Annotated in this window: 12 protein-coding genes; 7 read left to right on the forward strand and 5 right to left on the reverse strand. The window is 72.4% G+C overall.

What is annotated here, in order from left to right; translation table 11 throughout:
- Positions 1-5: 5 nt before the first annotated feature.
- The 4 genes from ACFZDL_RS26280 to crtI all read right to left on the reverse strand — a co-directional run bounded on the left by ACFZDL_RS26280 (position 6) and on the right by crtI (position 5,398).
- On the reverse strand, positions 6-1,553 hold the full coding sequence (locus ACFZDL_RS26280) for a peptidoglycan-binding protein (protein ID WP_353592606.1): 1,548 nt from the start codon (positions 1,551-1,553) through the stop codon (positions 6-8).
- A gap of 184 nt (positions 1,554-1,737) precedes the next feature.
- Positions 1,738-2,745, reverse strand: a complete 1,008-nt coding sequence (locus ACFZDL_RS26285) for a DUF5914 domain-containing protein (protein WP_353592674.1) — start codon at positions 2,743-2,745, stop codon at positions 1,738-1,740.
- Between the two features lie 35 nt (positions 2,746-2,780).
- Positions 2,781-3,815: a phytoene/squalene synthase family protein gene (locus tag ACFZDL_RS26290; RefSeq protein WP_353592607.1), complete on the reverse strand. Its 1,035-nt coding sequence runs from the start codon at positions 3,813-3,815 to the stop codon at positions 2,781-2,783.
- Positions 3,812-5,398 carry a phytoene desaturase family protein gene (gene crtI, locus ACFZDL_RS26295; protein WP_353592608.1) on the reverse strand — a complete coding sequence of 529 codons (1,587 nt, stop codon included), beginning with the start codon at positions 5,396-5,398 and terminating at the stop codon, positions 3,812-3,814. The genes ACFZDL_RS26290 and crtI overlap by 4 nt, the downstream gene beginning before the upstream one ends.
- Before the next feature lie 387 nt (positions 5,399-5,785).
- Between crtI and ACFZDL_RS26300 the strand changes: the two genes are divergently transcribed.
- From ACFZDL_RS26300 to ACFZDL_RS26310, 3 genes are read left to right on the forward strand one after another with little or no spacing between them, the layout of a single operon-like run.
- Positions 5,786-6,985, forward strand: coding sequence for a lycopene cyclase family protein (locus ACFZDL_RS26300; RefSeq protein WP_353592609.1), 1,200 nt, complete (start codon positions 5,786-5,788; stop codon positions 6,983-6,985).
- 17 nt (positions 6,986-7,002) lie between these two features.
- On the forward strand, positions 7,003-7,788 hold the full coding sequence (locus ACFZDL_RS26305) for a methyltransferase domain-containing protein (RefSeq protein ID WP_353592610.1): 786 nt from the start codon (positions 7,003-7,005) through the stop codon (positions 7,786-7,788).
- Complete coding sequence (locus tag ACFZDL_RS26310) at positions 7,785-9,389, forward strand: NAD(P)/FAD-dependent oxidoreductase (protein WP_353592611.1); 1,605 nt, start codon at positions 7,785-7,787, stop codon at positions 9,387-9,389. The genes ACFZDL_RS26305 and ACFZDL_RS26310 overlap by 4 nt, the downstream gene beginning before the upstream one ends.
- On the opposite strand, the gene ACFZDL_RS26315 is transcribed toward ACFZDL_RS26310, so the two are convergent.
- Positions 9,386-11,065 carry an SDR family oxidoreductase gene (locus tag ACFZDL_RS26315; RefSeq protein WP_353592612.1) on the reverse strand — a complete coding sequence of 560 codons (1,680 nt, stop codon included), beginning with the start codon at positions 11,063-11,065 and terminating at the stop codon, positions 9,386-9,388. The genes ACFZDL_RS26310 and ACFZDL_RS26315 overlap by 4 nt on opposite strands.
- A gap of 272 nt (positions 11,066-11,337) precedes the next feature.
- On the opposite strand from ACFZDL_RS26315, the gene ACFZDL_RS26320 reads away from it, so the two are divergent.
- The 4 genes from ACFZDL_RS26320 to ACFZDL_RS26335 all read left to right on the forward strand — a co-directional run bounded on the left by ACFZDL_RS26320 (position 11,338) and on the right by ACFZDL_RS26335 (position 17,609).
- A complete protein-coding gene (locus tag ACFZDL_RS26320; protein ID WP_353592613.1) occupies positions 11,338-12,771 on the forward strand; it encodes a DUF234 domain-containing protein in 1,434 nt (477 codons plus the stop codon).
- 76 nt (positions 12,772-12,847) lie between these two features.
- Entirely contained in the window at positions 12,848-14,524 is a 1,677-nt protein-coding gene (locus tag ACFZDL_RS26325) for a hypothetical protein (protein ID WP_353592614.1), read from the forward strand.
- Between the two features lie 557 nt (positions 14,525-15,081).
- Entirely contained in the window at positions 15,082-17,139 is a 2,058-nt protein-coding gene (locus ACFZDL_RS26330) for a GNAT family N-acetyltransferase (RefSeq protein ID WP_353592615.1), read from the forward strand.
- On the forward strand, positions 17,136-17,609 hold the full coding sequence (locus tag ACFZDL_RS26335) for an ASCH domain-containing protein (RefSeq protein WP_353592616.1): 474 nt from the start codon (positions 17,136-17,138) through the stop codon (positions 17,607-17,609). The genes ACFZDL_RS26330 and ACFZDL_RS26335 overlap by 4 nt, the downstream gene beginning before the upstream one ends.
- The last annotated feature ends 13 nt before the right edge of the window (positions 17,610-17,622 follow it).

Genomic DNA, 17,622 nt, shown 5'->3' on the forward strand with positions numbered 1-17,622 from the left:
CGGTATCACTTCGACAGGTAGACGGCGTAGACCTCGGGAGCGCGGGGGTCGGCTGCCGCGGCCATGTGGCTGTTGATGAAGTCGTCCTCGCTGACCCAGGTGGTGGTCCCGAAGGGGTTGTAGATCTGCAACCTGTCGTCCTCGTGCCCGACGATCATCATCGAGTGGTAGCCACCCGAGCCCTTGACGTTGACCGGGACGGGCACGCCGTTGTTCAACTGCTCCTCCACGGCGGGCAGGACCGAGCGACGTTGTTCGGCGGTCTCAAGACCGTGCTCCGAGTAGTCCGTACCGGTGCGGCTGCCCACCTCGACGTCGTTGATGTGGTCCTGCCCCTCGGCCACCATGCCGCTCCAGTTCGGGCCGCCCTTGCCCTCGGTGTGCACGCGGTGCTGCTCGTCGCGCAGGCGCTCGCTGAAGGACCACGGGTTGTCGAGGCCGGCGTCGTCGGGCTGGCCGCCGGTCGTCAGGCGGAAGGCGTAGATGGGGTCGATCATCGCGCGCGCGGTGACGGTGGAGGCGGCGACACATGTTCCGTCACTCCCCTGCCACCACTTGGCACCCTCGTAGGCCACGTCTTTGGTGCCGGGGCCGGTGCTCTGGACGACCATGGGCGTGAGGTGGTCGGCCAGCCACTGCGGGGACCGCCCGTTGATCTTCTGTGCGAAGCCCCTGATCTCCTCCACGCCGTACCCCGCGGCCAGGGTCTTCATCAGATACGCCCGCTCCTGCGGGGACTTGGCCCCGGACAGCAGCCGGTCGAACTCCGCCTGGTCCTTCGCGCTCATCTTGTCCATGAACGCGGACGAGCGCTGCAACTCGTTGGCGGTGAGGATCTCATTGAGGTCCCGGGGACCACCGGCCGCGGCCGCGTCGGCGAGGACGAGGCGGTCGGCGTCGGAGAGCCCTCCGGTGGTCACCTTTCCCGCGCGGGCCTCGGACGCCAGCTTGGTCAGGGTCTTGCCCGCCGCGACCCCGGCCGCCTTCGCCTGGCCCGCGGCGTCGCTCATGAACTTGATGCCGTCGAGGGTGGCCGCCTTGGCCCGGCGCAGGTCCTCTGTCTCCATGACGAAGGCACCGGAGTTCAGGATCGACGCCGCCGAGTCGAGCGCGGAGATCCCGTAGTCGTGGCCCGCCTGCGCCTCGCGGATACCCACCGCCAGGGCCTGCAGCGCGGGCACGACCTCCTCGAACTTCTGGGCCATCTGGTCGGCGGAGTACGAGGTGGCGTTGATGACCTCGCTCGCCTTCTCCCCGGCGCCGCCGACCCACACCGCGGGAAGCCCCTCCTTGGCGACCTTCTTCAGATCGCCCTGGGCCCTGTCCACCATGGCAGCGGCCCCCAGATACCGCCCCGCGACACCCTCGATGTAGTCCGGGTTGCCCATCGGACGGGAGTAGCCCCGCGCCTCACCGATCGCGTCGGCCAGGTCATCGCGGGCCGTCAACAGCGCCCATGACCCCTCTACGTCTATGGCCTGGACGCGCGCGTGCAGCGCGTTCAGTTTCCGCTGCGGGTCGGGATCCATTTCGATGAGCTTCCGCGTTGTCATAGAGCCTCCCCCGAGGACAAACGCGGCAGGCCCGCGTCAAACACGGGAGATCCTAGCCATTGAGTGTGCCACCCAACTAACCAGGGCCCGCGTCGAAAGCTCCACCCGTTCACCCAGACGGCCGTCCCGGTGAGACGAGCGGGCACGTAGACGATCGGCGCTTCGGCCGCCGCCAGGGTGTCCGTCAGCCCGGGAAACCACCCGAGGAGCGCAGGGCCCAGCGGCGCTCCGCGTAGGCGAGGTCGTCGCGCCACAGTCGGCCTGCGGCGGCGCGTATCAGGGGGCGCAGCAGCGGGGCGGCGCGACGGGCCACCGCGAAGCCCGGCCGTTCGGACGTGGCGACGACGGCCTCCACCACCGCGGTGCGAGGCCGTCCCAGGGCGTCCGGCCCGAGCGGGGTGGCGTGCGTCTCCACGACGGAGCCCTGCCCCTCGCCCTCGGTGATCCGCATCACGACGGTGCGGGGCCCGGGCGCCGTGAAGACCGCGCGCACCGGGACGACCAGCCGCCCGGCGGCCTTGAAGGACACGTCCACGGTGAAGGAGTCGCTCTCGTCAGCCCGCCCGGGGGTCCGGGCCACGGTGAGGTCGACGAAGGAGTAGGGGTGGAACCAGGCCCCGTGCCAGGGGTCGAGGCGGTTGGCGACGATGTCGTCCGGCTCGCAGACGCCCACCGCGGTGAACACGGCGGTCAGCGCCCGGGCCGCCGCCGGTCGCCCCGGCACCGCCGGACGGGCGGTGGGCTCCTCCGCCCCGACCTGGTCCAGCCGTACCCAGATCAGCACCCCGTCGTCGTGCGCCGGCCATGGCTCCCAGCCGGCGAAGGGCGTTCCGTCCAGGGCCAGTCCGTGCCAGTGGCACACCAGGGTGCCGCAGCGCACGGCGCTGTCGCGCAGCGGGGCGCCGAGGTGCGGGCAGCTTCCCGGCCCGGCCACGAGGCGTCCTTCGGCGTCCCGCCACAGCACCGCCTCGTGGCCGGCGACAGTGCGGGCCAGCGGCCGGTCGGGACGCAGTTCACGGGAGGCTGCGACGACGTACCAGTTGCCGGTGGGGCGGGCCTGGGCCCTTCTGAGGGCGTCGGCGATCAGGTCGGGACGGGCTTCGCGCCAGGTGGGTCGCTGACGCTCCCAGGCGACCGGGCCGCGGCGCAGGGCCAGCGGCAGACGCTTGGTCAGCGGCAGACGCTCGGGCAGCGGCAGACGCTTGGGCAGGGACGGCCGGGCGGGCTTCACGCGACCTCCTTGTGACGGGGGTGCGGCCGGGCAGGGGGGTGGGCGCGGGGGCCGGAAGCCGGCGGTTCGAGGGGTACGCCGGGCCCGCCGGGGGCGCGCCGGGCGGCCACGCGGGCGGCCGCCACCCGCAGCAGGCCGTCCGCGGCGACCAGGGCCCGCCGCCACCGGGGCACCACGGCGCGGCGGTGCAGCACGGCGTACTCGGTGGCGGCGACGGCGTCCAGGATGCCGCCGTACAGGACGAACGCCGTGCGGATGCAGGGCCGGGAGACCGGGGCGAGCATGCCGACGCCGGGCGCGGCGCGCCGGTACGCGGCGCGGGTGAGGTCCTCGAACTCCCTCAGCGCCGCCGTGACCCGGCGGTCGATGCGGCCGGTGTCCCGGCAGTGGCGCAGCAGCCCGCGGTGGACGCCGTGGGCGCTCAGGAGATCCTGCGGGAGGTAGACGCGGCCGCGGTCGAGGTCCTCTCCCACGTCTCGCAGGAAGTTGGTGAGCTGGAAGGCGACGCCGAGTTCGGCGGCGTGGGGCGCGGCCTCCTCCCGGGGGGTCACGGTGCCGAGCACGGGCAGCATCTCCAGGCCGATCACGGCCGCGGAGCCGTGCATATAGGCGCGCAGATCGGCGTAGGTGGCGTACGAGGTGACCGTCAGGTCGCTGCGCATGGCGGAGAGGAAGTCGGCGAAGTGGCGGTGGTCGATGGCGTGGCGGCGTGCGGTGTCGGCGAGCGCCCGCACCACCGGCTCGGCTCCGGCGCCGCCGGCCAGGCCATGGGTGAGGTCGTCGTCCAGCCTGTCCAGGGCGCGGGCGCGGTCCTTTGGGCCTGTGGTGCTGTCGAGGGAGTCGACGATGTCGTCGGCCCAGCGGGCGAAGCCGTACAGGGCGTGCACGGCGGGACGCCGGTCGGGGGTGAGCAGGCGGGTGGCGAGGAAGTAGGTGCGGCCGTGCCGGGCGTTCAACTCCCGGCAGCGGGTGTAGGCGGCGCGCAGGTCCGGCTCGGTGATGCCCGCCGCGTCCAGTTCCCGGCCGGTCATGGACGAGCTCCTTCCGGGCGGGGCCGGGTCCGGGTCACCGGGTGGGTCACCGGGGCGGCGGTCGTGCGGCGCGTGCCGGTGATACGGACGGCGGTCGTGCGGCGCGCGCCGGTGATGCGGGCGGCGGCAAGCTTTCCCGACAGCAGGACGGGCGGCACGCCGACGCCCGGCGTGGTGCCGCAACCGGCGAGGACGGCGTTGGCGGTGCCGCGCACCAGGTTGCGTGGGCGGAAGGGGCCGGTCTGGGCGAAGGTGTGCGCGGCGGAGAACGGCGTGCCCGCGGCGTGCCCTTGCTCTGTCCAGTCGGCCGGTGTCACCAGGCACTCCTCTTCGATCGCCGTGGCGATGCCGTCGAGTCCCCGGCGTTCCAGCTCGTACAGGAGCGCGTCGCGGTAGCGGGGACCGAGGTCGCGCCAGTCGGCGGGGCCGGGGCCGATGCCGGTGTGGGGACACGGCGCCAGGACGTAGTGCAGATGGCGGCCAGGCGGGGCCAGGGCGGGGTCGGTGGCGGTGGGACGGGTGATCAGCAGGGAGGGATCGCGCATCAGCACGCCGGTGCGGGTGAGTTCGTCGAAGGTGCGCCGCCAGGCGTGGCCGAAGGACAGGGTGTGGTGGGCCAGTTGCGGCCAGGTGCGGTCGCAGCCCGCGTGCAGGACGACCGCCGAAGGGGCGTGCCGCAGCCGCAGCGGACGGCGCGGGGTGCGGCCGAGGAGGCGGTAGACCACCGGCAGGTCGGGGGTGAGGACGACGGCGTCGCAGGGGATGCGCCCCTGGCCGGTGATCACGGCGGTGATGCGCTCACCGGAGCGTTCCAGCCGGGTGACCGGCCGTCCGTAATGGACGGCCGCCCCGGCCGCTTCGGCGGCCTCGGCCATGGCCCGCGGCAGGGCGTGCATGCCGCCGCGCGGGAAGTACACCCCGGCGACGGTGTCCATGTAGGCGATCACCGCATAGGCGGCCAGGGCGCGTGCCGGGGGCACGCCCGCGTACAGCGCCTGGAAGGTGAAGACGCGGCGCAGCCGCTCGTCGCGCAGGTGGCGGGCGACACCCATCTCCCAGCGGCCGAAGCCGCCGAGCGCGGCCAGCCGGACCAGGTCGGGGCCGAGCAGCTGCCAGGGGGAGTCGAAGTCGGCGTCGAGGAACCGGTGCCGTTCGGCGCGGTACAGCTCGGTCAGCCAGTGACGCAGCCGGCGGTAGCCGGCCGCCTCGGCGGGCCCGGCGAAGCGTTCCACCTCCGTCTCCATCGCGTCGGCGTCGGTGTGCACGTCGAGGGTGCTGCCGTCGGCGAACGACGCCCGGTAGGCCGGGTGCAGAGGGATCAGTTCGACGCGGTCGCGCAGTGAGGCCCCGACCGCGTGGAACGCCTCGTCGGCGATCTCGGGCATGGTCAGCACGGTGGGGCCGGTGTCGATGCGGTAGCCGCCGCGGACCAGCCGGCCGGCGCGACCGCCGGGCCCGGCGGCGCGTTCGACGACGGTGACCCGGCGTCCCGCGCCGAGCAGGTGCAGCGCGGCGGAGAGGCCGGCCAGCCCGGCGCCGACGACCACCACGTGATCGGTCGGTCCTTTCAGCACCCTGGTCACCGGCCTCCCTCCGGTTCGGTGGGCGCGAGTTCCGTGGCGGCGAGCGCGGCGGCGGCCAGGCCACCGGGGGGCCCGCCCGGTGGGACCGCCGCGTATCGGCAGGGCGCCTGGGTGAAGCACATCGCGGATCGTCCTCTCGCCCGTCGTCACATGGCTCGTGTCAGGACACATTCCGCGTACGGCACCGGACCGTATGCGCCAAGCGGGGGAAGCTCCCGCGTGGGGGCGCGTCCTGCGACGACACGCCGCGCACCGCGTCCGCTGACCGCGGGCGGCCGGAAACACTGGATGGCACCGGGCGGACACCGTCTCCACCGGTGACGTACCGGCGGGGTGACGTACCGGCCTGATCGCCATGAGAACGGCCCGAGGAAGGGAGCAGCGGTCGTGGACCTGAAGGCCGACGTCGCCGTGGTGGGAGCCGGGGCCGCGGGGCTGTCGCTCGCGCTGCGGCTGGCCCGGCCGCCCTCGGGCGCCGGGCCGCTGGACACGGTGCTGCTGGCCGCCCCGCCCGGTGCGGCCCGCGCCGCACCGCGCACCTGGTGCTTCTGGGAGCCGGGCGACGGCCCCTACGACGAGGCGCTGGCCGCTTCCTGGCAGTGGCTGCGCGTGCGTGGCGCCGACGGTACGTCCGTGACCGGGGCCATCGCGCCACTGCGCTACAAGATGCTGCGTTCCGACGCCTTCGAGGCGCTGGTCGGCCGTCGCGTCGCGGCGAGCGGGCGGGTCTCGCGCGTCGAGGCGGCCGTCGACCGGGTCGCACCGGTGCCGGGCGGCGGCGCCCTGGTGCACGCCCGCCGCGCGGACGGCGGCAGCGTCGCCGTCCGCGCCCGCTGGGTGTTCGACTCGCGCCCGCTCAGCCGCCTCCCGCCCGCGCGTACGACACTGCTGCAGCACTTCCGCGGCTGGTTCGTCCGTACGGGGCGGCCGGCCTTCGACTCGTCCGTCGTGGAACTGATGGACTTCCGCACGCCGCAGCCCGCGCACGGTCTCTCCTTCGGCTACGTGCTGCCGGTCGGCCCGCACGAGGCGCTGGTCGAGTACACGGAGTTCTCCCGCCGGGTGCTCGGCCGTGCCGGGTACGACCACGCGCTGCGCGACTACGCGGAGCGCGTGCTCGGTCTGGCCGACTACGAGGTCACCGCCTGCGAGCAGGGGGTGATCCCGATGACCGACGCCGACTTCGTCCGGCAGACGGCGCCGGGCGTGTTCCGGATCGGGGCCTGCTCCGGCGCCACCCGTCCGTCCACCGGCTACACCTTCAGCGCCGTGCAGCGACAGACGAGCGCCGTGGCCGCCGCCCTGCACGCCGGACGGTATCCGCTGCCCCCGCGGCCCCACTCCACACGCGCCCGCCTCATGGACGCGGTGCTGCTGCACGCCCTGGACACCGGCCGGGTGGACGGCCCGGCCTTCTTCACCCGCCTGTTCGGGCGCGTGCCCGCACCGCGGCTGCTGCGGTTCCTGGACGGCCGTACCAGCCTGGCGCAGGACCTCGCCATCGGCGCGCACCTGCCCGTCGCCGCGATGCTCGCCTCCGCCCTCGCCCTGCCCCTCGCCCCGCGCCGGAGCCTTCCCGCCGCCTGACCTCGGAGCCGGACCGCATGCCCCTTCTGCGCGACGCCGATCTGGCCGACGCCTTCGACCATGCCGCCCGCAGCTACGACGCGCTGGTGGCCGCCAACCCCGGGTACCACGCCCACTTGCGCCGCTCGGCACGGCGGCTCGGTCTCCCCCGGGACGGCACCGGGCTGCGGGTGCTGGACCTGGGATGCGGTACGGGAGCGTCCACGGCCGCCCTGGCCACCGTGCTGCCCGGTGCGGACATCACGGCGGTCGACGCCTCGGAGGGGATGCTCCGCCGAGCGGCCGCCCGGCGGTGGGCGCGGCCGGTGCGGTTCGTGCACGCGCCGGTGGAACGGCTGGCCGAGGCGGGCGTGTCCGGCCCGTTCGACGCGGTCTTCGCCGCGTATCTGCTGCGCAACGCCACCGACCCGGACGCCGTGCTCGCCACGGCCCACCGGCTGCTCGCGCCGTGCGGCCGTCTGGCGGTGCACGAGTACGCGCTGAGCGGGAGGGCCGCGCACCGCGCGGTGTGGAGCGCGGTGTGCGGCGGGATCCTTCTGCCCGTCGCCACGCTGCTGGGGGACGGGGCGCTCTACCGGCATCTGTGGCGCAGCGTCCTCGGCTTCGACACGGCCGACGCTCTGGGCCGACGGGTGGCACGGGCCGGCTTCGAGCGGGTGCGGGTGCTGCCGCTGCCCGGCTGGCAGACCGGCATCACGCACACGGTGGTGGCCCGCCGGCCGTCGAGTGGCCGGGAGCCGGGCGGCGGGGCGGAGGCGGGCGCCAGAACCGGCAAGCCGGCGAGCGAGGAGGACCCGCGATGACCACCGGCACCCGACGGCCCGCGCACCGCCCTGGCCTGGACCGGCTCGGCCTGCACCGCCCCGGCCCGCACCGCCCCGGCCTGGACCGGCTCGCCCGGCTGCTGCCCGCCCCGCCCGGGGCCGATGGTGCCGACCCCGCGGCCGCACCGCACGCCATGGTCGTAGGCGGCGGCATCGCCGGGCTGACGGCCGCCACGGCGCTGGCCGAGCGCGGGGTGCGGGTCACCCTGTACGAGCGCGAGGAGGTGCTCGGCGGCCGACTGGCCGGCTGGCGCACCCGGCTCGCCGACGGCAGCACGGTGACGATGAGCCGGGGCTTCCACGCCTTCTTCCGCCAGTACTACAACCTGCGCGCCCTGTTGCGCCGCACCGATCCGGCCCTGTCCCGGCTGACCGGCCTGCCCGACTACCCCCTGCGCCACGCGGGCGGCGGCCACGACAGCTTCCGGCACGTCCCCCGGACGCCGCCGCTGAGCGCGCTCGGCTTCGTCGCGCTGAGCCGCTCCTTCCGGGTGCGCGACCTGGCCCGGATGGACGCACGGGCCGCGCTGCCGCTGCTCGACGTGCGGGTGCCCGGCGTGTACGAGCGACTCGACCACACCAGCGCCCACGACTTCCTGGAGGCGATCCGCTTCCCGGCGGCGGCGCGGCACCTGGCCTTCGAGGTCTTCTCGCGCAGCTTCTTCGCCGACCCCCGCCGGCTGTCGGCGGCGGAGATGGCGCTGATGTTCCACGTCTACTTCCTGGGCTCGGCCGAGGGCCTGCTGTTCGACGTACCGGACGAGCCGTTCCCGCAGGCCCTGTGGGACCCGCTCGCCGGGTATCTGACCGGACTCGGGGCCGAACTGCGGACCTCTGCGGCTGTCGAAGCGGTCACCGCCCTGCCAGGCGGCGGTTTCACCGTGGCCGCCGACGGCGCCGAGGAGCGGTGCGACGCCGTGGTGCTGGCCCTGGACCCGGGAGCGCTGCGTGCCGTGGTGGCCCGGTCCGAGGGGCTCGGGGACGGGACGTGGCGCGAGCGGGTGGCGCGGCTGCGCACCGCTCCGCCGTTCCTGGTCTCCCGCCTGTGGCTGGACCGGCCTGTCCGCGGCGACCGGCCCGGCTTCCTGGGCACCAGCGGATACGGCCTCCTGGACAACGTCAGCGTCCTGGACCGGTGGGAGGGCGAAGCCGCCCGCTGGGCCGCCCGCACGGGCGGGTCGGTCGTGGAACTGCACGCCTACGCGCTGCCGGGCGACACCGACCGGGAGATCCGGCAGAAGGAACTGCTCGGGCAACTGCACCGGATCTACCCGGAGACGCGCCGCGCCCGGGTGGTGGACGCCCGCCACGAATGGCGCGCCGACTGCCCGCTGTTCCCGGTCGGCGGGTACGGCGACCGGCCGGCCGTGCGTACACCCGTGCCGGGCCTGGTCGTGGCGGGCGACGCCGTGCGCACCGGTCTGCCGGTGGCGCTGATGGAGCGGGCGGCCACCAGCGGGTTCCTCGCCGCCAACGCGCTGCTCAGCCGCTGGGGTCTGCGCGGGCATCCGCTGTGGACCGTGCCCGAACGGGGCCGCGTGGCCGTCCTGCGGTGGGCGGCGCGGGCGGCACTGACTTAACTGTCTTCCGGCGGCGCAGCGGGGCCGGAAGCCGTGCCGGGACCCGGCGCGGAGCCGGGCCCCGGCGCGGAACCCGACCCCGGCGCGGAGCCGGGCCCTGGCACCGCGGGGCCGTCGGCCGTGGCCGCCCTGGAGTGTTCCGCACGTCGCTCCGGGTCACGGGCCGCGGCGCGGACGATGTTGCGGGCCATGCCTCCGAAGACGACCGCGTGGAAGGGCGAGACGCTCCACCAGTACAGGTGGCCGAGCAGTCCGCGCGGGTGGAACAGGGCCCGCTGCCGGTACCGGACGGCCCCGCCGGCGTCGCCGTCCACGCGCATCTCCAGCCAGGCCAGACCGGGCAGCCTCATCTCGGCACGCAGCCGCAGCAGCCGCCCCCGCTCGATCTCCTCCACTCGCCAGAAGTCCAGCGAGTCGCCCGCCCGCAGCCGGCGCGCGTCACGTCGGCCCCGGCGCAGGCCCACGCCGCCGACGAGACGGTCGAGCCAGCCGCGCACCGCCCAGGCCAGCGGGAAGGAGTACCAGCCGTTCTCCCCACCGATGCCCTCGATGACCTTCCACAGCGTGTCCGGCGCCACGTCCGCGTCGACTTCCCGAACGTCGGTGTACAAGCTGCCCCCCGCCCAGTTCGGGTCGGTGGGCAGCGGGTCGCTGGGGGCGCCCGGCACAGCGGCGGACGACCAGCGGGTGGCGACTTGAGCCTCTCGTACGCGTTGCAGCGCCAGGGCGACGGCGCGGTCGAAGCCGATGGGGTGACCGGGCGGGCTGGGCACGTACCGCTCGATGTCCCGGTCCCGGCAGACCACCTCGTGGCGCAGGGACTCCGTCAGAGGGCGGGCGATCGAGGCGGGCACCGGGGTCACCAGGCCGACCCAGTGGCTGGACAACCAGGGTGTGAGCACGGGCACGGGCAGGATGAGCCGTCGGGGCAGCCGAGCGACGGCCGCGTACCGGCGCATCATGTCCTGGTACGTGAGCACTTCCGGGCCGCCGATGTCGAAGGCCCGGCTGACGTCGGGGCGCAGACCGGCGCAGCCCACCAGGATGCGCAGCACGTCCCGTACCGCGATCGGCTGGATGCGGGTGCGTACCCAGCGCGGGGTGACCATCACCGGCAGACGCTCGGTGAGGTAGCGCAGCATCTCGAAGCTGGCGGAGCCGGAGCCGATGATGACGGCGGCGCGCAGGACGGCGGTCGGCACGCCCGAGTCGAGCAGGATGCGGCCGACCTCCGCGCGGGAACGCAAGTGCGGGGAGAGACATGACTCCGGAACGCCCGCGGGGGTGAGCCCGCCGAGATAGACAAGGCGGCGGACGCCCGCTTGGCGGGCCTGCTCGCCGAAGACGCGGGCCGCTTCACGGTCGGTCCGCTCGAAGCCGCGGCCGCTGCCGAGCGCGTGCACGAGGTAGTAGGCCACGTCCACCCCGTCCAATGCCCGCGCCACCGACTCGGCGTCCATGACGTCGCCCTGGACGATCTCCGCCTGGTCCGCCCACGGGTGGTCGCGCACCTTGCGCGGGGTGCGGACCAGGCAGCGCACCCGGTGTCCGGCATCCAGCAACTCCGGCACCAGCCGCCCGCCGATGTAGCCGCTCGCGCCGGTCACCAGACAGGTCAGGGCGTCAGCTGTCGCCTGCCCGTTCCCACTCGCCCCGGTGGCCTGTTCGTCGCCCATGGCCATGGTTCCGCCTCAGCCGCCTGTCGTCCGCCGCGTCGTCGTGTGTGACTTTCGGGGCCGGTGTGTGACTTCCATGTCTCTACCGTGCGGGCGGACGGGCCGGATGCACCCGGTGCGTGCGGCGGCCGGGTGACGGGGCGGATCGGCACGGAGCACCACCTTCCGGGATCGCCTGCTTCTCCAAAGAAGGGAGCTAGCATCTAAGTAAGATTCAATCTACGTAAGATCGAAACTGCGCTTGAATGCGCCGTGCTGGAGGTGGAGCAGGGGTGGAGTTCAAGGGCAGGGTCGCTGACCTCGACCTGCTGACGAGGCAACTGGGTCTTGTGGCCGGGGGCGCGGGGGCCACCCGGGGGCAGGCTGTGATCATGACGGGGCGGCGCCGGGTGGGGAAGTCCCGTCTGGTCCAGGAGTTCTGTGACCGGTCCGGGGTTCCGTACGTGGTCTTCCAGGCGACCCGGGGCCGCAACGCCGTGGCCGAGCGGGCGGACTTCTCCGCGGCGCTCGCGCAGTCCCCTCTGCCCGGGGCGGAGCTGGTGGCCGGACTGCACGCCGCGGACTGGAACCAGGCGCTGCGTTCCCTGGCCGTCGCGGTCCCGGACGACGCACCGAGTGTCGCGGTGATCGACGAGGTGCCGTGGCTGGTGGAGCAGGACCGGGAGTTCGAAGGGGCGCTGCAGACGGTCTGGGACCGTCACCTGTCCGCCAAGCCGGTTCTGCTGATCCTGGTGGGCAGCGACATGTCGGTGATGGAGGTGCTGCAGTCGTACGGCCGTCCGTTCTTCGGCCGGGCCGCGAAGATGACCGTACGTCCGCTGCACCTGGCCGATGTGCAGGCAATGACTGGTCTGGACGCGGCGGACGCGGTGGACGCACTACTGATCACCGGGGGCTTCCCCGAGATCGTCCAGTCGTGGCGACCGGGAACGGGCCGTACGGACTTCCTGCGCGAGGCCGTGGCCAACCCCCTGTCGCCGCTACTGGTGGCAGGCGAACTCTCACTCCTGGGCGAGTTCCCCGAAGCCTCACACTCACGGGCAGTGCTGGAGGCGGTCGGCAGCGGCGAGCGGACCTTCTCCACCATCGCCGCCCAGGCCGGCGGCGCCGGCGCCCTGCCCTCCGGGACCCTGTCCCCGCTGCTGCACACCCTGCAGACCAAGCGGATCCTGGCCACCGATCTGCCGCTGTCCACCAAGGCCGACACCAAGAACAAGCGCTACCGGATCGCCGACCCGTATCTCCGCTTCTGGCTGGCCTTCATACAGCGGGGAATCCCACTGATCGAGCGCGGTCGCGGGGACCTCGCCCTGGAGCGCATCGAGCGGTCCTGGACCACATGGCGAGGACGTGCCGTCGAGCCGGTCATCCGCGAGTCGCTGCTGCGCCTGCTCCCCGATGACAGATGGCCCCACACGGAAGCGGTCGGCGGCTGGTGGAACCGGCAGAACAACCCCGAGATCGACCTGATCGGCGCCGACCGCGAACCGGTCGCGGGCGTGGTGCACTTCATCGGCTCGGTCAAGTGGCTGGAGTCTCATCCTTTCGGCCGCCGCGAGTACGACGCCCTGGCCCGGGACATGCTCGCGGTGCCCGGCGCCGAACCGGACACCCCGCTCGTGGCCGTCTCCCGCTGCGGCATCGAGGACGACCTGCCGCTCGCGGCGCACTGGGGCCCGGAGGACTTGGTCCGCGCTTGGCAGTAACAGGGGAAGAGGCGGGCAAACGCCCCAGAGGGCGGTTGCCGGGGTCAGCAGGCGACACGAGAGCAGGGGAAGACCATTGGAAGGGTTCAGTGAGCCGACTCTGCGGGCGTTGGCCGGTTCGCGCTCCTTCGAACGGGGGCTCGGCTACCTGGACGCGGTGTCCGGGGTCGAGGTCGGTGACGGCTGGGTGACCGCGAGTGTCCACGGCACGGAGCGGTACGAGGTGGAGCTGACGCTGGACGGGCCAGGCGGGCTGTCCGGCGAGTGTGACTGCCCGTACGGCATGGAGGGCAACTTCTGCAAGCATCTGGTCGCCCTCGGCCTGACCGTGCTCGCCCAGCGGGAGAGCCTGCCGCGGCAGCGGAAGGCTGCCCGGGACCGTGCGCAGGACCTTGACGGGTGGCTGTCCGGCCTGTCCAAGGACGAGTTGCTCGCCCTGGTGCGGGAACAACTCGGCGAGGACCGGCAGTTGCGGCGCCGCCTGGAGCTTCGGGCCGCGATCGCTCGCGGGGACCTCGTCGCGGTCCGCGCCCGTATCCGCGATCTGCTGGACATCTCACCGTTCGCGCAGTACGGGTACGTCGAGTACGCCGATGCCCGCGCCTACGCCGACCAGGCGGGGCAGGCGGTGTCCGCCATCGGCGTGCTCACCGGATCCGGCCGGGCCGACGACGCGATCCCCCTGGCGCGGGAGGCGATGAAGCTGCTTGCCGACGCGGTGGAGAACGTCGACGACTCGGACGGATGGCTCGGACAGGTCGGCACAGACCTCGCCGAGGCCCACCTCGAAGCGTGCCGTGCGGCACGCCCCGACCCCGAGGAGCTCGCGCGCTGGCTGGTCGGCCATGCGCTCGGCGATGTGGACGACGGCCTCACGGACATCGATCCGCTCGACTACGAGGAAATCCTCGGCGAAGAGGGGATGGCCGTCCTGCAGAAGCTGGCGGTCGAGGCGTGGCGGGGCAACCGCCGCGGCTGGGCGGAGAAGTACCTGATGGAGCGTCTGGCCAAGGCGGGAGGCGACGTCGACGCGGTGATCGCCGTGCATGCGGCCGACCTCTCACCGAACGGACACACCCACCTGGTCATCGCCCACGAGCTGGACACCGCCAGGCGCCCCGACGAGGCCCTGCGCTGGGCGGAACGAGGCATCCAGGACGCCCGGGACCTCGCCGCCGTCGACACCGCCCTCGTCGACTACCTCTGCGACCGCTACGCGCAGGCGGACCGGCGCCCCGATGCCGTCGCCCTGCGCCGTGACCACTTCGGCGCCCGCCGCACCCTGCTGGCGTACCAGCAACTGCGAGCCGCCGCCCGAGCCGCGGACTGCTGGTCGGCCGAGCGTGAGGGAGCGCTGGCCCTGTTGCGTGCCGACGCAGAGCAGCAACAGCACTCTCGGTACGGCGGCCCGGCCCTGATCGACGCCCTGCTCGACGACAAGGACATCGACGCGGCCTGGCAAGCCGCCACCGAGACCGGTGCCCACGACCAACAGTGGCTCACCCTCGCCGACCAGGCCCGCCCCACCCGCCCCGCCGACGCCCTCCGCGTCTACCGGCGCCTGACCGAACCCCTCACGAAGCAGACGGGCAACGCGGTCTACGAGCAGCTGACCAGCCTGCTGCTGAGCATCCGCGACTGCCACCGCCGCCTGGACACCCAGGACGAGTTCACCACCTACCTCACCGCCTTGCGCGCCGACCAGAAGCGCAAACGCAACCTGATGCGGCTCCTCGACCAGCACGGCCTGTGAACCCACAACCGGCCCCCGAAAGCCGCTCCTGTACGACCGGTGGTGACGTAGAACGGCCGGTTGGGAGTCGTCGTATGGCATGGGCCGCGACTGCTGTAGTGAGGCGCTTCTCGCAGGCTCGAGTGCCCGGCGGGGGACCCGGCACATGGGGACGAACCGAGCCGTTGATGGGCGGTGAGCTGGTGATCCAGATGGCCGTCCCGGTGAAACGGTAGGCCGTTGGTGCCTGGCAGCAGTTCTGAGCCGCGCAGGATTTGATCTACACGGCTCTGGAAGCCGACGGGATCCGCCACATCCCCGTTCGGTGAACCGAGGCATATGGGAAGTGTCACTCCACCCCATCGGGCCGCATCGGTACGGTGCGGGGTGAAGGTCAGGCAGGAGCGACGCCTGGAACCGTGACATCAGGCTGAGCGGGGCGCGCTGAGAAGCCGATAGGAGCCAGTCTGCCCCTCCGTGAGAGGCCTGATCGCGGTCTTGGTTTCCGTCGAAATTACCGGTATGCACTGAGACGGGAGCCGTGGCCGGTTCAGCCGGCCTTTCGGGAGGGGGAACGCATGGCTGTCAACGTGGTGCCGGTTTCCGAGACTCAGGACGACCTGATCGAGGCGGCCGTGGCCTTGGGCAATCGGTACAAGAAGACGCTGGGGATGATGCCGCCCTCGGCCTATCGCAAGATGGCGGGCGAGGGAGGGCTGCTCGTCGGGGCGGACGAGGCCGGGGTGGTCGGCTACGCCCTGTTCCACCTTCCCAAACGCAGTCCGCATATCGGCCTCGCGCATCTGTGCGTCGCGGCCGAACATCGCGGCAAGGGTGTGGCGCGGCTTTTGGTGGACTCCATCAAGGAGCGATACCCGCAGCGCCTCGGAATCAAGGCGAAGTGCCGTCGCGATTACGGCCTGAGCGGAATGTGGACAGGTCTGGGCTTCGTGCCGCGTGGCGAGGCTCGCGGACGGGGCCGAGATGGCGAGACGCTGGATGGTTGGTGGCTGGATCTGGGGCATCCGGACCTGTTCACAGAGGTGGAGAGCGAAGCGCTGCTGGTCGTCACCCTCGACCACGAGGTGTTCTCTGACCTCGGGGGAGAAGCCGCGACGAGGGGCGCGGAGGAGTCTCAAACGCTTGAGGCGGGCTGGCTGTCGGACCTCGTCGAGCTCGCCTTCACTCCACAGTTGCTGCGGGCTGTCCGTGATATTCCGGATACGAAGGAGCGCAAGCGGCAAAGGGCTGCGCTGCACAAGCTGCGCCAGCTCACCCTCAACGGGGATGCGGTGAACGCTCAGGCGGTTGAGCTGCTGCGGGTGGCGAAGGCGTACCTTTCGGACCCGGTCGAGGACTCCGTCCTGACGTCGCGTCTGCGGTATGTGGCCGAGACCTCGAGCGCCGGTCTGCAGGTTCTGGCCACCAGGGACCCGCTGCTGCTGCGGCTGGCCGACGTCGCCTGGGATGCCGCCCGGGTGCGGGTGGTCTCGCCGTCTGCCGTGGCGTTGCACGTGGACGAGTTGCGGCAGGCTCAGGTGTACCGGCCGGCCGACCTCATGGGGACGGAGCTCCGGTCGGCGGAAGTCACGCCGGGGTCGGAAAGGGAACTGGTCGCTTTCTTCCATCAAGGCGGCAGCGACAGTGGTTCCGCCTTTGCGGAGCGGCTGAGGGTGCTGGGCGCGGATGCCATCGTATGGCACCGTGAGCTCCTGCGGGACGGCCAGGGCCAGCCGATCGCCCTGTATGTCTGGGGCTTGGACGGCCGGACGCTGACCGTGCCGGTGCTGCGTACCGCCACGCACGCGCTGGAGGAGACACTGGCCCGGCAACTGTTGTTCTCTCTCAAGGGCCATGGACGGGAGTGCGGAGCTCAGATCGTTCTGATCACCGATGCGAACCCGTCGGCGGCGACCCGAGCCGCCGCCGGTGACGACGGGTTCTTCGAACACGAGAGGGGACTCGCGGCCCTGCTCGTCGACGTTATCGGGACGGCGGAGGAGGTGGGTTCAGCGGCCCGCGCGGCTGGTGCCAAGCTCGGGGTGGAAGTGGCGGCCCTGTACCCCGGGATGCCTCCGGAAGTGGCGAGCGCGTTGGAACGTACCTGGTGGCCAGCCAAGGTGATGGATTCCCTCACGCCTTCCTTCCTGGTGCCCATCGAACCTCGGTGGTCGACGGATCTGTTCAACGTCCCCACCATGCTCTTGCCGCGAAGTGACACGCTGGGCATCAGCAGGGAGCACGTCTACTACCGTTCCTCGGGGCATCGCAACGAGAGCGTTCCCGCACGTCTGCTGTGGTACGTCAGCAAGGGGATGCCCGGTCAGGAAGGGCAGATGGTGATCGCAAGCTCCCGTCTGGACGACGTGGTCATCGACACGCCTGATGTCCTCTTCTCAAAATTCGAACACCTGGGCGTATATGGTCGTGCGGAGGTGCGTGCCACGGCCGACGCCTCGGGTCGGGCTATGGCCTTGAGGTTTTCGGACACCGAGATCTTTCCGAGGCGGGTGGGGCTGCCACGTTTACATGCGCTGGCCGACGGCCTGGGACTACGGTTGTCCCTGATGTCGCTGTCGAAGATCAGCAACAAGCTGTTCCAGGCGGTCTACGAAGAGGGGCACCGAAGGACGTGAGCGATCTGGGCCGTGCGATGCTGCTGTCCGTACATCCGCGCTTCGCGACGGCCATCCTGGCGGGCAGCAAGACCGTGGAGGTCCGGCGGCAGCGGGTGGCCGCCCCACCCGGCACCTCGGTCCTGTTGTATGCCACCGCCCCCACCATGGCCCTCGTGGGCATGGCACGGATCGCGGCGGTTCGTGTGGCATCCCCGCCCGAGATCTGGGCAGTCCTCGGCGCCCGGACCGGGATCACCCGCCGGGAGTACGACGCGTACATGAGCGGCGCCACCCAAGCCAGCGGAATCACACTCGAAGACCCGGTCGTGTTCGATGAGCCGGTGCCGCTCAAGGCCCTGCGCGCCGGCGGGGTCTTCCATCCGCCGCAGAGCTATCGCTATCTGACAAGCGAAGATCTGCGCCAGATGTCCACAGCGGTCGCGGGCAGCCCTTTGCGTGGCCTGTTCGGCGACCTCATTCCCGCTTGAGTCCCGGCTCAGG

The sequence above is a fragment of the Streptomyces sp. NPDC007917 genome (assembly GCF_042959105.1).
Classification (GTDB): domain Bacteria; phylum Actinomycetota; class Actinomycetes; order Streptomycetales; family Streptomycetaceae; genus Streptomyces.

Coding starts and splice junctions, on each gene's coding strand:
- ACFZDL_RS26290 (WP_353592607.1), bottom strand. CDS start 3,815: ATGACCGGCCGGGAACTGGACGCGGCGGGCATCACCGAGCCGGACCTG.
- ACFZDL_RS26280 (WP_353592606.1), bottom strand. CDS start 1,553: ATGACAACGCGGAAGCTCATCGAAATGGATCCCGACCCGCAGCGGAAA.
- ACFZDL_RS26315 (WP_353592612.1), bottom strand. CDS start 11,065: ATGGGCGACGAACAGGCCACCGGGGCGAGTGGGAACGGGCAGGCGACA.
- ACFZDL_RS26330 (WP_353592615.1), top strand. CDS start 15,082: ATGGCTGTCAACGTGGTGCCGGTTTCCGAGACTCAGGACGACCTGATC.
- ACFZDL_RS26310 (WP_353592611.1), top strand. CDS start 7,785: ATGACCACCGGCACCCGACGGCCCGCGCACCGCCCTGGCCTGGACCGG.
- ACFZDL_RS26305 (WP_353592610.1), top strand. CDS start 7,003: ATGCCCCTTCTGCGCGACGCCGATCTGGCCGACGCCTTCGACCATGCC.